The sequence below is a fragment of the Flagellimonas ulvae genome, from assembly GCF_049333175.1.
Taxonomy (GTDB): Bacteria; Bacteroidota; Bacteroidia; order Flavobacteriales; family Flavobacteriaceae; genus Flagellimonas.
This window is the reverse complement of record NZ_CP186325.1, coordinates 1,174,576-1,188,787: the sequence shown is the minus strand read 5'-3', so window position 1 is coordinate 1,188,787 and position 14,212 is coordinate 1,174,576. Positions and strand designations below refer to the sequence as shown.

The 14,212-nt window shown below is 37.9% G+C and carries 18 protein-coding genes; 10 read left to right on the top strand and 8 right to left on the bottom strand.

Translation table 11 applies throughout. The features are described from left to right. Positions 1-98 precede the first annotated feature (98 nt). Positions 99-857: a DUF6090 family protein gene (locus tag ACOKFD_RS05415; protein WP_422860313.1), complete on the bottom strand. Its 759-nt coding sequence runs from the start codon at positions 855-857 to the stop codon at positions 99-101. A gap of 6 nt (positions 858-863) precedes the next feature. Continuing rightward, a complete protein-coding gene (locus tag ACOKFD_RS05410; protein ID WP_422860312.1) occupies positions 864-1,619 on the bottom strand; it encodes a DUF6090 family protein in 756 nt (251 codons plus the stop codon). 253 nt (positions 1,620-1,872) lie between these two features. Here ACOKFD_RS05410 and ACOKFD_RS05405 point away from each other — a divergent pair, with 253 nt between their 5' ends. The 6 genes from ACOKFD_RS05405 (at position 1,873) to ACOKFD_RS05380 (ending at position 5,700) form a co-directional block, all read left to right on the top strand. Beyond that, positions 1,873-2,493 (top strand): hypothetical protein, encoded by a 621-nt coding sequence (locus ACOKFD_RS05405; RefSeq protein ID WP_422860311.1) that lies wholly within the window; start codon positions 1,873-1,875, stop codon positions 2,491-2,493. Between the two features lie 3 nt (positions 2,494-2,496). After that, positions 2,497-3,822 carry a 2TM domain-containing protein gene (locus ACOKFD_RS05400; protein ID WP_422860310.1) on the top strand — a complete coding sequence of 442 codons (1,326 nt, stop codon included), beginning with the start codon at positions 2,497-2,499 and terminating at the stop codon, positions 3,820-3,822. Between the two features lie 138 nt (positions 3,823-3,960). Then, positions 3,961-4,239 carry a 2TM domain-containing protein gene (locus tag ACOKFD_RS05395; RefSeq protein ID WP_422860309.1) on the top strand — a complete coding sequence of 93 codons (279 nt, stop codon included), beginning with the start codon at positions 3,961-3,963 and terminating at the stop codon, positions 4,237-4,239. 35 nt (positions 4,240-4,274) lie between these two features. After that, positions 4,275-4,583: a 2TM domain-containing protein gene (locus tag ACOKFD_RS05390; protein WP_298999265.1), complete on the top strand. Its 309-nt coding sequence runs from the start codon at positions 4,275-4,277 to the stop codon at positions 4,581-4,583. Between the two features lie 2 nt (positions 4,584-4,585). Then, positions 4,586-4,894 carry a 2TM domain-containing protein gene (locus tag ACOKFD_RS05385; protein WP_422860308.1) on the top strand — a complete coding sequence of 103 codons (309 nt, stop codon included), beginning with the start codon at positions 4,586-4,588 and terminating at the stop codon, positions 4,892-4,894. A 50-nt stretch (positions 4,895-4,944) separates the two neighbouring features. Next, complete coding sequence (locus ACOKFD_RS05380) at positions 4,945-5,700, top strand: LytR/AlgR family response regulator transcription factor (protein WP_298999263.1); 756 nt, start codon at positions 4,945-4,947, stop codon at positions 5,698-5,700. Between the two features lie 89 nt (positions 5,701-5,789). On the opposite strand, the gene ACOKFD_RS05375 is transcribed toward ACOKFD_RS05380, so the two are convergent. Next, positions 5,790-6,980, bottom strand: coding sequence for an LETM1-related biofilm-associated protein (locus ACOKFD_RS05375; RefSeq protein WP_422860307.1), 1,191 nt, complete (start codon positions 6,978-6,980; stop codon positions 5,790-5,792). Between the two features lie 167 nt (positions 6,981-7,147). Here ACOKFD_RS05375 and ACOKFD_RS05370 point away from each other — a divergent pair, with 167 nt between their 5' ends. The 3 genes from ACOKFD_RS05370 to ACOKFD_RS05360 all read left to right on the top strand — a co-directional run bounded on the left by ACOKFD_RS05370 (position 7,148) and on the right by ACOKFD_RS05360 (position 9,943). After that, on the top strand, positions 7,148-7,840 hold the full coding sequence (locus ACOKFD_RS05370) for a DUF4331 family protein (protein ID WP_422860306.1): 693 nt from the start codon (positions 7,148-7,150) through the stop codon (positions 7,838-7,840). A gap of 19 nt (positions 7,841-7,859) precedes the next feature. Next, positions 7,860-8,594 carry a hypothetical protein gene (locus ACOKFD_RS05365; protein WP_422860305.1) on the top strand — a complete coding sequence of 245 codons (735 nt, stop codon included), beginning with the start codon at positions 7,860-7,862 and terminating at the stop codon, positions 8,592-8,594. A 74-nt stretch (positions 8,595-8,668) separates the two neighbouring features. Then, a complete protein-coding gene (locus ACOKFD_RS05360) occupies positions 8,669-9,943 on the top strand; it encodes a hypothetical protein (protein WP_422860304.1) in 1,275 nt (424 codons plus the stop codon). A gap of 63 nt (positions 9,944-10,006) precedes the next feature. Here ACOKFD_RS05360 and ACOKFD_RS05355 read toward each other — a convergent pair whose 3' ends face one another. Further along, on the bottom strand, positions 10,007-10,546 hold the full coding sequence (locus tag ACOKFD_RS05355; protein WP_422860303.1) for a mechanosensitive ion channel family protein: 540 nt from the start codon (positions 10,544-10,546) through the stop codon (positions 10,007-10,009). A gap of 177 nt (positions 10,547-10,723) precedes the next feature. On the opposite strand from ACOKFD_RS05355, the gene ACOKFD_RS05350 reads away from it, so the two are divergent. Continuing rightward, a complete protein-coding gene (locus ACOKFD_RS05350; RefSeq protein WP_422860302.1) occupies positions 10,724-11,374 on the top strand; it encodes an OmpW/AlkL family protein in 651 nt (216 codons plus the stop codon). Between the two features lie 169 nt (positions 11,375-11,543). Here the strand turns inward: ACOKFD_RS05350 and ACOKFD_RS05345 are convergent, their stop codons facing one another. From ACOKFD_RS05345 to ACOKFD_RS05330, 4 genes are all read right to left on the bottom strand, one after another. Next, entirely contained in the window at positions 11,544-12,341 is a 798-nt protein-coding gene (locus tag ACOKFD_RS05345; RefSeq protein WP_422860301.1) for an anti-sigma factor, read from the bottom strand. Continuing rightward, a complete protein-coding gene (locus tag ACOKFD_RS05340; protein ID WP_298999254.1) occupies positions 12,342-12,872 on the bottom strand; it encodes a sigma-70 family RNA polymerase sigma factor in 531 nt (176 codons plus the stop codon). A 55-nt stretch (positions 12,873-12,927) separates the two neighbouring features. Beyond that, positions 12,928-13,299: a VOC family protein gene (locus ACOKFD_RS05335; protein ID WP_422860300.1), complete on the bottom strand. Its 372-nt coding sequence runs from the start codon at positions 13,297-13,299 to the stop codon at positions 12,928-12,930. Between the two features lie 108 nt (positions 13,300-13,407). Next, positions 13,408-14,142, bottom strand: a complete 735-nt coding sequence (locus ACOKFD_RS05330) for a superoxide dismutase (protein ID WP_422860299.1) — start codon at positions 14,140-14,142, stop codon at positions 13,408-13,410. Positions 14,143-14,212 lie beyond the last annotated feature (70 nt).

Genomic DNA, 14,212 nt, shown 5'->3' with positions numbered 1-14,212 from the left:
AAAAGGGGATTCTAACCAACTTTTCACAAAAAGGTAAAATCATAAAGAAATATTGTGTGTGGGTCCAAAAGAATTGAGAATGTAGTCTTGGAGAAGTATCACTCTTCCTTTAGCGCAGTCTGTAATAACTCGAGTATTTGTATGTTCGCATCATCGGCACGTCTCAGGGCATCATATTGGTTGCGCACAAGCCATTGCATGTTTTCAAAGGTGGCAAAGGTTTCTTTCTCCTGAAGTAATCGAAAAAACTCTTCATCAGAAACATCAAAAGAAGCTGGATAAGAACCCATGTTCTTCATGAACATCCTGGTGCTGCCCAATTTTTTTCTGAATTCCCAAATACTTCCCAAGTAGACCATGTCTCCAGATATATTCTGATGCAACTCAAACCATTCGTAATTGTTCTTGAACTGAATGTATTTGTCCAATAGCTCATCATTTTTTACCAGACTGATATCACCGGTAGATAAAGCCGTTTCGTAAGCGGATAAGGCTGGTTTGAAATTGGCAACTTGAAAGACCATACTGGTATAGGCCTTTAAAGTATCTATAGGGATAGACAGTTGTTCCTTCTGTATCTCATTTAGAAAATACAGTAAGTCATCATTTATGGATTCAGCCATCTCCTGACTTTCTAACAGTCGCGTTTGTGTAGTTTGGGCATCTGACAATAAAGATGAAAGTAGCTTTTCTTGTTTTTCAGTGGTCTTTCTTTTCTCATTCCAGTTGTTTATTTGCAGCGCAATAAGTATCCCCAAAACGACCAGAATAATCTCGCCAAAAGCATAGAGTAGATATTTGGAAATTTTCCCTTCTCTAAGAAGTCCTTGTCTTACTTTTTTAAAAAACCGCAGCATGCTTGATTAATTTAGTTCCTGTTCAATCATCTCAAGGATTTCTTCGATATCCTTTTTAAGACTACCATAAAAGAAGCTATTGGTTGTCTGCGTAACCCTTTTGTATAGCACAAGATTGTTTTCCAACTCCAAACTCTTGAACAATTGCTTATTGGATTTAGGCCTGAATTTCAATTTGTCTTTTGGACGGTTATCCAACGCTGCAAACATTATGGAAAAACTTCCATTTTGGCTGGTTATCTGCATGATGTTGCTTCGCAAATCCGAGGTAACCCTTTCTTGATTTTCGATTCTTTCAAGAGCATTATCGAAAGAAGCAATTTTCTGTCTTAGGGCATTGTTTTGAATAAGTTTTAGATTTCCCGAACTAATAATATCGGTCATTACCCCTTTACTTGGAAAATACACTACTTCTTTACCTAATGGGTTCAAAAAAAGCGCGACTTCTCTTTCTGATATGGTTTTTAAGGTATCAGGGTTGAATAGAATACCCAACTTTTCCAGGGCTTCTATAAGGTATTCGTTCTCCTTTATGGTATTTTCCAAGCTGTTTAAATTGTTGGAAAACTCCGTATTTAAAGAATTCAAATACATTCTTTCCGCTTTTAAGTCTTTCTTTTCGGAATTCCAATTATCAATTTGAAGAGCAATCAGAATACCTATTACTACAAGAACAATTTCACCAACAGCGTATAAGAAGTATTTAGAAAACATGTCTTTGCCTAAGAGGTCTTTACGAATTTTTCGGAAAAATTTTAACATTGAAATCTTGGTTGCCCTAATTAACAACGTATTGATTGCTTAGAGTAAAGATAGAAGATATCAACTAAAAAAAGTCCAACCTTCTTTATTCTCCTTTTGCTAAAATAGTTGGTTACAATTCATCCTCTGAAAAGCACAGTTCGGTATTTCCTTTTATAAGATTTCCTGTACCCATTGGATATTTGAACCTGTAATCAAAAAACGAACAGTCCTTTAATCCAAAAGGTAAAACAAATTAAAATCAATTGAAAAGATGAAAAAAACAGTTATCATAGCATTGTTATTTGTGGGATGGGCTCAAGCCCAAGACCAGTACACCAAAGGTATGGAGAAGGCATTCTCACTATGGAAAGACCAAAAAACCACTCAGGCTTCCAATCTATTTGAACGAATTGCCATGGCCGAGCAGGATAATTGGTTGCCTCATTACTATGTGTCACAAATAAACACGATTATCTCTTTTGGAGAACAAGACAAGGAAAAACTGACACAGCAATTGGAAAAGGCCAAAGAGTTTTTGGATTTAGCCAAAGCCATATCTCCTGATAATCCTGAGTTATTGGTACAGGAAGCTTTAATCAATACCGCTTGGATATCATTTGATGGAGCAACATATGGAATGACACTATCCGGAAAAAACATGCAATTGTATCAAAAGGCCATGGAACTGGCACCTGATAACCCTCGTGTGGTATATTCCAAAGCTAGTTGGGACATGGGAGCGGCCCGTTATTTTGGGAAAGATACCTCGCCTTACTGTAAAGACGTAGAAAAGTCGTTGGAACTTTTTGCTACCTTTAAATCGGATATTCCTTTTTACCCAAAATGGGGAGAAAAAGAAGCTAGTCAGATTTTGGAGCAATGTAAGTCATAATTCATGAATAAGTTTCTAAAGGTTTTACGCTTTTCTTTGATTATTACCTTGATAGTCGCCTTCCTAGTCATTTTTGTATTTGGGGATGGCGATTATTCCTTTGATAGCATTTTAAGGGACACAATTATCAGTTTTATTTTTTCTTTTGGTCTTACCGTAGTCAATTCCTATTATTATGATGGTTTAGATATCCGATACAATTGGGAAAAAACCCCAAAAACGCGATTGCTGGTTGGAGCTCTCGGTTCTTTTGTACTTACCATAATTACTTATGGAATTTTACGCTATCTCATCCAACTATATTTTACTGGAATTTCGTTTATCACTTTTTTGAAAGAAGAAAGTTTTGAGACCTATATCTTTCCTTTGGTAATTACTATTATTGCTTCTTTGTCCATCCATGTTTTTTATTTCTACCGGGCTTTACAAAAGCAGGAGGTAAAAAAGCAACAAATTATAGCTGGTACCGCATCGGCACGTTTTGATGCGCTAAAGAATCAATTGGACCCCCATTTTTTGTTTAACAGTCTTAACGTCTTGACCAGTCTTATTGATGAAGACCCCAGACAAGCCCAAAAGTTTACTACCTCATTATCCAAAGTGTACCGTTATGTTTTGGAACAAAAAAACAAGGATTTGGTTACCGTGAATGAAGAATTGGATTTTGCAAGAACCTATGTTGGCCTACTTAAAATGCGTTTTGAAGACAGTATTGTTTTCAATATTCCTGAAAAAGCCAGTAATCCAGATGCCAAAATTGTCCCCCTTTCACTTCAACTTCTTTTGGAAAATGCAGTGAAGCATAATGTGGTTACTTCTTCAAAGCCACTGCACATAAAAGTTTTTGAAAAAGGAGGGGAGCTTTTGGTAAGTAACAATCTGCAGGAAAAACAAGTAGTGAAAAAAAGTAGCGGTGTAGGGCTACAAAATATTCAGCAACGCTATGCCATTCTTACAGATAAGGGTGTTGGTATCAATAAAACACACTCAGATTTTGCAGTCTCACTTCCAATGCTTACCCAGCAGATATCCGTTGTCATGCCCAAACAGGAAGAGTTTATCGAGGAGAAACGATATTTAAAAGCAAAAGAACGTGTTGAGAACCTAAAAGGGTTTTATGGTAATCTGATATCCTATCTTGTTATCATTCCTTTTCTTTGGTGGCTCAATTTTAGGACTACCAGTTTTCTCTGGGCTATTTTCCCAACAGTAGGTTGGGGATTTGGAGTTATTGCCCATGGGATGGAAGCTTATGGTTATAATCCCCTTTGGGGCAAAAGATGGGAAGAAAAGAAGATTAGAGAGCTGATGGAAAAAGACGATTTTTAAAAGTAAATCATATTAATACTTCAATTTTTTTCAGTCCATCCTTCAAAATCTACAACTCGGTAATACCCTTTTCCAAAACCCTCCAAAGATGATGAAATTTGGTATGCAATTAAAAATCAAACTTAAAAACATATCAAAATGGAAAACATCACAGACTACAGATACAAAAAGGCCAAGGAAAGGGTGGAATGCATAAAGGGCTTTTATTCCAACCTCACGGCATATGCCATCGTTATTCCTCTATTGGCTTATTTCAATTACATTACCAGCAGTTTCCCTTGGGTTATTTTTCCAGCTATTGGATGGGGAATTGGATTACTGGGCCATTGGATGAGTGCTTATGATAAAAATCCTTTTTTAGGAAAGGGATGGGAACAACGTAAGATTAAGGAATTGATGGAAAAAGACAAATTTTAATATAATTTTAAAGAACTAACCAATAACACATAATCATGGAATCCAACACGAACGAAACTAAATACATCAAAGCCAAAGAACGAGTAGGTAGAATACGAAAGTTTTATACTAGTCTTACCGCATATGTATTGATTATTTCAGGCCTTGGGGCTTTAAATTACTATGTAAATGAATGGAGATATATGTGGTTCCTTTGGGCTGCGTTTGGCCTAAGTATTGGTCTCATTTTTCAAGCAATAAAAACCTTCGATTTAAATCCCTTTTTTGGGAAAGCCTGGGAAGAACGGAAGATTAGGGAATATATGGACAAAGAAGAGGACAACGAAATCAAAAAATGGAGATAATCATGGAAAACTTTGAAAACGATAAATTCAAGAGGGCAAAAAAGCGTGTTGACGAGATAAAGGGTTTCTACATACACTTGGCAGTCTATGTGGCTGTAAATGTTTTTATCCTGGCCAATATCGTTGCAAGATCCGACTCCTTTTGGGAATGGGGCCATTTTGTAACGCCAGTTTTTTGGGGTATAGGTGTACTGTTTCATGCAGCCCATACCTTTAAATACAATCCCTTTTTTGGGAAAAACTGGGAAGAGCGTCAAATACGCAAGTTTATGGAAAAGGACAGGGAGGAGGCCAAAAAGTTCAGAAGATGACTTTTGGAAATTAAACAATCACCATTATTTTTAAATTTCAAACAGAATACATGAATGTTATCATTATAGAAGATGAAAAACCTGCGGCTCGAAGATTGAGCAGATTGCTGGCTGAATTGGATGTGGAAGTATCTACCATGCTCCATTCTGTGGATGAAGCTGTGGAATGGTTTCAAAACAATCCCCATCCCGACCTTATCTTTTTGGACATTCAATTATCCGATGGACTTTCTTTTGAAATTTTTGAGATCATTGAGGTAAAAAGTGCCATCATTTTTACTACGGCATATGATGAATATGCACTACAAGCTTTTAAGTTAAACAGCATAGATTATTTGCTAAAACCCATAGATGATGAAGAGCTGGAAAGTGCCATTAAAAAGTTTCGTGAACTGAAGCCGGAACACCAAAAAATTTCTGTCGATTTCAACGATATAAAAAAGTTGTTGACCAACCCATTGGAACGTGAGTACAAAAAAAGATTTACGGCAAAAGTGGGGCAGCATCTTAAGATTATAAATGCCGATGAGGTGGAATGTTTTTATAGCGAGAACAAGGGTACCTATGCAGCAACTTTGGATGGGAGAAATTATCTTTTGGACACGACCTTGGAAAACCTAGAAGAAGAATTGTCGCCCCAAACTTTCTTTCGGGTAAGCCGAAAATTTTATGTGAACATTAGTCACATAAAAGATATCATTTCTTATACAAATTCTAGGCTTCAAATCAAACTAAACCGGTTTAACGACCAAGAAATCATCGTAAGTCGAGAGCGAGTAAAGGACTTTAAGTTATGGTTGGAATAAGGTTATTTAAATAATTGGAAATCAATAATTTGATTTGTATAAAAAATAACTATAGTTTTTTCTTATACTGCTAAATTTGAGTCAATTTGCTAGTTTTCATCCACTCGATTATCGTCAAAAGCCGATGGTAGCAATTTAGGAATTAATTTTATAAAAATAGGTAATAAAACGGCACCTCCTGGCAACATAAAAATAGCCAATGAAGGAATGGTTTTGAAAATATCCAAGAGTTGATTTTGCATTTTTCTTCGCTCTTCTGGGGTAAGTTCTTTCACCGTGGATTTGGATAATAGCGAGACTAATTCCTTACTTTCCGCAAGTTCTTTTTTAAGTCTTTTACTGTTTCTTAAAATCAGTTTACTTACGTTTTTGGACATCCCTTGATAGAACTGAAAAGCTACATTTTTGTCACTCAAATATCCAATTCTTGATTTGTTTTTTTCGAAGAAGTTGATTACCAAATTCATTGAATTCTCAACCTCTTTAATTGACTTTCCCAAGTCCTTTCCCAGTTCAAAAATGTAATTGGATTCTGTTAGGTCAATCGATTTATCTTCCCAAATGGTAAGACAGGCCATGTCCAAAAAATAATTCTTTTCTTCTTGGGTAAAATTCAGCGCTAAAAGATTCCGATATGTACTGTCAAAATCGGTTTCATCTAAATCAACATAGGTTAAGGAAGAAGCCAATAATTGGATAAATTTATCATCGTTTTTAGTACTCTCCTTAGAATTTAGACTGTGGTAAGCAATGTTCATGGTAACATACTCGAGCAGTTTTGCATGTTCCATTCCAGATTTTTTTCCATTGAGATACGTCCTAAAAATAAGTACATCAACAAAAAGCAAAGAATTGGTGATGCTGTTTCCGAAAGCTCTGCTAAAGGCACTACCTCCTAAATAAATGCGGGAATCAATTAATTTTTCCAATTGGGATTCTGTACGCTTGGCGCTCAATATTTTATTTAAAAAAGATATTTTCCCTACCTCCAAAGATTTGTAATAGGCAAAAACAGTGTCCACAAAAGCATCAAAATCCTCTTCTTTTCGCTCCAATTGAAAGGTTAAATAGAGCGCTACCAATAAATTGATTTTAGCGATTTCGTCTTCGGTTAGCCTTAGTTCAGTTGAGATAAGTGGGAACACATCAATATGAATTCCATAAACAAAGCCTATTTTTTTTAGATGTATATATAGCTCGTCCTGACCTGACAGGAGGATGGGCTGTTTCTGGACCAAATGGCCAAATTTATTTATCCAGCCTGTTGCGGAAGGGTTCATCGGTCAAGCAGGTTATCCTTAGGGAGTACAAAATAGCAGATTTTTCTTAAGGAATGAATCGAAATACATCAAAATTCTATTAAGAAAATTTTAACAAACCAAAACCAAACCCTCTCTTTTCACCTTCCGTACGTAGGAGCGTATTAACACAAAATCCAATTAACAAAATGAAAAAAACAACTAAGTTTCTTCTGGGAACTCTCGGCTTATTACTGGTTTCTGCAATTATTGTCGCAGCAGACCATATTGATGCGCCAAGTTCCACGGCAACTACATCGGATATTGCCGATTTCTTTGCTTTTGAACCTTCTGAAGGTTCGGACAATACCGTTTTCGTTGTGGACCTTCAGTCCGATGTACTTCCTGAGCTTCCCTATGGTAGCTTAGATGAAGATGTACTTACCGAGATTAATATTGACCTGGATGGTGATTTGGTCGAGGATAGAGTCATACAAGCCATAGCCAGAGACGGAAGAATGTATTTTTTTGGACCCGCATCACCAGCTCAAACAGGTTTGAGCAGCCAGGTACTTACTGATTCTCCTTTGGGCGATGTTGAGATTTCAGATGCAACACCTGTGGTCGAAACTACTTCCAACGGTGTTTCCTTATTTGCAGGCCCTAGACAAGACCCTTTTTTCTTTGATTTCTTTCAATTCAACGCTGTGATTTCTCCAGAACTTGATTCTGCAGTAGGAGGATTTTTACCCTCAGACGAGGCAACCGATACTTTTGATGGGGCCAATACATTGTCCATAATCATTGAAATTCCAAACTCGCTTTTGGGTTCTCCTACGGCTACTAACCCCTTGGGTTTGACCGTGTATAAAACTTGGGTAACCACCAATAGAAAACAATAATCGCTAATTGAACATAAAGATGAAAACACAACTGATAAAGATATTTTTCGCTTCGTTTTTAATGGGACTCTTCATGGTGTCCTGTAGTAATGATGATGACGTTATGCTACCAGATGATATGGGAATGGAAGATGACGGGATGATGATGGAGGATGATGGAATGACCGGAATTGACTTTTCTGGAACTTTTGCACAAGTGGATCATATGGGCAGACCGGGAATTAACACCACGTTGAGCTTTGATATGGATGGGCAACCCAGTGTAAAAGATGCACATAATGTTACCATTCCTTCAGAAATGGTGGCAACTTTCCAGACTGGATTCCAAGCAAGATTGGAACAATATCACGACGTATATGCCTTGAAGTTAGGATTGGACCCCATGGCAGTCGATTATGAAAACAATATTCTAGGCCTCACCGCCGAGCAACTGACCACTGTCCTAGCTGCGGATGCTTTGGATGTTGCTCCAGATTTGCCAACAACCTACTTTAATCCAGGAACGGATTTCGATAATGATGGAATCATTTTGGTTCCGGATGGAGACGAGGTGGCATTGACAGGAAGAACACCCAGTGACAATATAATTGATGTTTCACTGATTCTGTTCTTTGGTGGCGCCCAAGGGGATAGATTTAGTGGGCAGGATTTGGATGATGACGGTACTGCCGATCTTCCTCGATTAACATCGGATGGAGTTGGATTGACTGCCGATATCTCAACTGATTTTCCGTATTTGGGAGACCCTGAATAGGAAATTGTTATGAAAGAGAGGGGAGGGGACATTATGAACCTCCCTTTTTTATCCACTAAAACAAAAGTCACATCATGAAAAGAATACTCACACTATTTGCATTAACTCTGCTAATTTCTTGCTCAAAAGAAAAAACATCGATAACCGATGTCGACGATTACAATAAATACCTGAAAACTTCAGAAGCTGAAAGCACATCAAAATTCTTTGAACTGTGGAATGGTAAAATTAAATCCGATAGTTTACAGACTTTGGCTCTTGGCAATGTGGCAAAAGAGTACGGCCGTTTTTTCAAAACCTCTGGAGATATAGAATATTTGAAAGATGCTGAGCGCGCTTTGAAAAAAGCACTGGACGAAGCTGCGATTGGAAAATCAGGATATTTAAGGGCCTTGGCTCGAAATTATATTGCCCAACATCGATTTAAAGAAGCCTTGGTATTGGCCAAAAGAGCAAGAGAAATGGGAAGTGGTGTTAATGCTTCGCAAAGTCTTTTGTTCGACTTGCACATGGAATTGGGGAACTATACGACAGCATCAAAGTATCTGGACAGCATCCAGAACCTATCGGATTTTGGGTATCTCATTCGCGTGGCAAAATGGAATGACCATAAAGGGGATTTGGAAACTGCCATTCGTTTTATGGAAAAAGCCAAAGAGAAAGCAGATTCTTCAAAAAATCTAGGACTACGTTTATGGGCGTATACCAACTTAGCAGATTTTTACGGACATGATGGACGGATTGAAGATGCATACCGACATTATCTAATGGCGCTTCAATTGGATGCTAACAATGCTTATGCAAAAAAGGGAATTGCTTGGATTGTGTTTTCATATGAACGCAATGCGGAAGAAGCACTTCGTATAATAGAGGCTATTGAAAAAACAAATCAATCCCCAGATTTGAATTTGTTTAAAGCAGAGGTTGCAGAGTATATGCAAAGCGAAGAGATTAAAGCTAAAGCCCTTGAGGATTTTCACACTAAGGTTCAAAATTCTTCGTATGGGATTATGTACAATACCCATAAAATTGAATACTATTTAGGAAAAGGAGAGGTGACCTATAAAGCATTGGATATTGCAAACTCAGAGATTACCAATCGCTCTACTCCGGAAACCTATGATTTGTTGGCTTACAGCTATTTAAAGGATGGCAAAAATGGGAAGGCCATGGAAGTAATGGAAACGCACGTGAAAGGAAAAACTTTCGAGCCTATGGCACAATATCATATGGCACAGATTTACAAGGCAAACGGTTACCTTGAGGATGTTAAGGCCTTGAAAGAAGAATTGATGGAAGCTTCATTTGAATTGGGTCCAAATATGGAAAAAGCCATTCAAGAATTATGATGTAGTAATCTAGTGTTTTGTTTAGGATTGTTTTGATGAACGCCATAAGTATACCTATGGCGTTTATTCGTTTTCTAATACATCCTTAGGTTTTCCATCTTCATGAGATAAAATTTCTATACCTTTCTGAATGACCAAGTTTGTAGGTATGGTTATGCTCCGGCCATCATCGGTTCGCATAAAAAGGTAAAACCCACTTATATCCTCAACCTCCCCTGTCCAGTCAAAATCCTTATCCAAAACCCGTATTCTATCACCCAAACGTAAAGGATGACTAAAAAATAGAATCACACTGGCCGTAAGATTGGAAAGAATTGACCATTGGGCCACAAAACCGATTCCAACAATGGCAAGCATTGAAGAAATAAAAACGGAAAATTCCTTTAAATCAACGCCCCACACCAAGGTAATGGCTATTAAAGCAAGTCCATAGAAAAATAAGTTGCTCAAATAGAAAATAACCTTTCTGCTGTTCATATTGATGGCACTGATTTTTCCAAATCTTCTAATCGCTCTTTTTGCCAAAGAATTAAGAGCAAAAATGACTAGCAGTAATACAATGGTAATTAGAATTTGAAATTTATATGACATTAATCCTTCCATATTCAATACGAATTTGTAAGCTGCAATATACCAGTTAATTCTCGTCTTTTTTTAGGTATTCCACAACTGGATTTTTAATACGGCAAAGATGCTAAGCTGTATTTTTCACCAATGATAATCGTCATATTCTTAGAATATATGGTGAACTAGTTTTGACAAAACTTTAAAAAAGCAACGATGAGAAAACTAGGGATTTGTTTGATGATGGTACTTTTAGGTACGGCCAATTTTGTTTTGGCGCAGGATCAGCCTGGCAATGATGATTTTAGCAAATGGCAATTTCGTCTACGGGGTATTGTGGTAACGCCAGATGAAAGCGCTGATATTGAGGCTATAGGTGGTGATGCATCGATTTCTACGGCTTTTGTCCCAGAATTCGATATATCATATTTTTTTGATGAAAACTGGTCTGTGGAATTGATTTTGGCAACGGCAAAACACGATGTGGAAGCGGTTGGAACAGCGGTTGGAGATATAGATTTGGGAAGTGTATGGCTACTTCCGCCAACGCTTACGGGGCAGTATCACTTTACAGGGGGAGATTTTGTTCCTTATCTGGGTGCAGGTGTCAACTTTACTTTGTTTTACGGAGTGGACGAAGGTCCAGTTGCAGATGATGTGGATTACGATTCATCCTTAGGTTTTGCACTACAGGGGGGACTTGATTATATGCTCAATGACAAATGGTTCTTGAATGTAGATGTCAAGCGCTTATTCTTGAGCACAGATGCAACCATTGATGCAACCAGTGCACTAGGAGCTACAGTAGGCGCCGATGTGGATATCAACCCATGGATTATAGGTTTTGGCGTAGGGGTAAAATTATAGGATTATTCTAAGATAGGAACGGCTGTCTAAAAAGAGAGGGAATCGTCATTCTGAATTCATTTCAGAATCTCAATATTATCAAATACGAATATTGAAGAGAACCTGAAACAAGTTCAGGTTGACGCAACCATACTTTTAGACAGCCGCTTTTTTATGTGTTTAATGAACTTTAAGGTCCTACGGTACCCAAAGTATACAATTGTTCTAAAGTTGGTGTTTCACTTCCTCCTTCAGGTTCCAAAGTAATACCGAACGCTTGCGATTCATTGGTGTTTTCCAATGTGAAGAGCTTATCCTCATTGGAATCAAAATCAGAAAGGAGTCCGATACTGGTCGGTGTTAAAGGATTTAAAGCAAGCGACCAAACTTGATAATCATAACCCTCCGGTGGTGAAGGAAGACCTTGCGCATCAATGGTCACCACTTCATTTGAAGGATTCCAAAAGACTTTGGCGTATGAAGCTGGTGAGACCTGCTGACCCTGCAGCAAAACTACACTTACGTCCTTGTTCCTAAGTTCTTCGAGAATACTTTCTTTATCGGCTATCTCTAACTTTATGCTTGACAAAGAATCCTCCAATTGTTCCATCGTTTTGTTGGTCACTTCAATATCAGATTTCAATTCGTTGTTCTGAAGGTATGTCCAAACCAATCCGACGGCTAAAATGATAGAGGCAGCCCATCCTAGATAAGTGACCCAAACGCTTTTAGGTTTTGAGTCTAATGTAATGGTCGGACTGTCGTCTACCTTTATTTTGTTGGCTATACTTTCAAAAGAGGTAGGGGGCATTCCAGGGGAGGCTTTTTTTGTCAGGTCCAAAATGGTCGCTTCAATAGCTTCAATTTCTTTTTGGATTTCTGGGTATTGACGTGCATAGCGCTGTACCTCCTCATTCTCTTTGGGAGGTAAAGCTCCTGAAACATAAAGCTCCAAGATGCCAGATGCTATGTACTTTTCAACATCCATTTACAATGCGTTGTTTTTTCGTATTTGTGAGATACAGTTTCTATTTCTAGTTTTTACCGTCCCTAAGGGAATGCCTAGTTCCTCAGCAGCCTCTTTTTGGGTGTATCCCTTAAAATACAATAGGCTGATTATCTCCCTACAGAGCTCTTTTAAGCCTTTCAACATCTTTTTCAACCCAATTACATCCACTTGGTTTTCCATTTCCTCCGCGTCTTCCAAAATACCTACGAAGGAATCAATACTCAGGTTTCGTTTTTGCTCTTTATTCGATTTGGAGCGTAATTCATCGATAGCCGTGTTACGTGCTATGTTTAAAATCCAAGTAAAAAACCTTCCTTTGGAAGCATCATAACTTGATGAGTTGTTCCATACTTTGATAAAAACATCCTGACATATTTCTTTGGAACGCTCTGAATCCTTAAGAATAACATTAATGACTCCGCATATGTTTTCCCCATACATGTTATACAGCTTTTCAAAAGCTGCAACATCTTTTTTCTGGAAATTCTCTATGAGCGCGTCTAGGTTCATAAGGTTGAAGAACCTAAAATAGGATAAAAATGTATGCTACGGAAAGTTTCGCTTATTAAACGTGTTGATCTATAAGAATGGTATTCCCATCCGGGTCGGTCAGCGCAAAACTACCAGGTCCAGAACCGGTTTCGTCTATTTCAGAGTCCAATGCCACTTTATTTTCCTTTAAGCTTTTCTGGATATCCCGAACATCATCAAAAGAGTCCAGGGCATTGGCATTCTCATCCCATCCAGGATTGAAGGTTAGAATATTATGCTCAAACATGCCTTGAAAAAGGCCAACAAGAGCATTACCATTTTTCATAATGAGATAGTTCCGTTCCATTTCACCCGCAAAAACACTAAATCCCAAATTTTCATAGAAAGCTTTGGACACAGCTAGGTCTTTAACGGCCAAACTGATTGAAAATGCACCTAGTTTCATATTGGTTTAGATAAAAAGAGCGGTATGGAACCGCTCTTATATTAATATTTGATTTATTCTCAAGAAATGAAGCTGGTCATACTTCGGGTTACCTTTAAAACAAAGGTATCACGACATGCGTGCCCCTACTTTTTCCCAGTTTATAATCTTCAAAATGTTCTGAAGATATTCACCTCTTTTGTTTTGGTATTTTAGATAATACGCATGTTCCCATACATCAATTCCCAATAGAGGGGTACCCATTCTTTCGGCAACCTTCATTAAGGGATTGTCTTGATTTGGTGTTGAACAAACATGCAGTTTCTTGTCATTATCTTGACATAACCAGGCCCAACCCGACCCAAATCTCTTTGCGCCTGCCTCTGCCAACTGATTTTTAAGTGCTTCTTCCGAACCAAAATCCTCTACCACTTTAGCTTTAAATGCGTCGCTCATACCTTGACCCCCTGGGGTAAGTATGTCCCAATATAGCGTATGATTGTAAAAACCCCCTCCATTGTTTCGTATGCCTGTTGGTAAATTTTCCATAGTCAATATCTCCTCAATAGATTTTCCAGAGATGTTTGCTGCTTCTAAGGCCGCGTTTAGCTTATTTGTATATCCCTGATGATGCTTGGAGTGATGTATTTCCATGGTCATAGCATCTATCGTGTCTGGGAATGCGTCATATCCATAAGGGATTTCGGGAAGGACAAAGGAAGTGACCGCAGCAGTACTTTCTATACTTTCGGTAGTTTCTTCTTTTTTAGTTTCGGTTTTGCAGGAAGAGAGCATTAAAGATGGCACAACGGACATACCTGTTGTTGCGATTACGGTTTGTTTCAAGAATTTGCGCTTGTTCATGATGTTGTTTTATTCATTTCTAAAGTTAGGGATAATTACGTTTCCTATCAATGAATTTTAAAAAATCGAC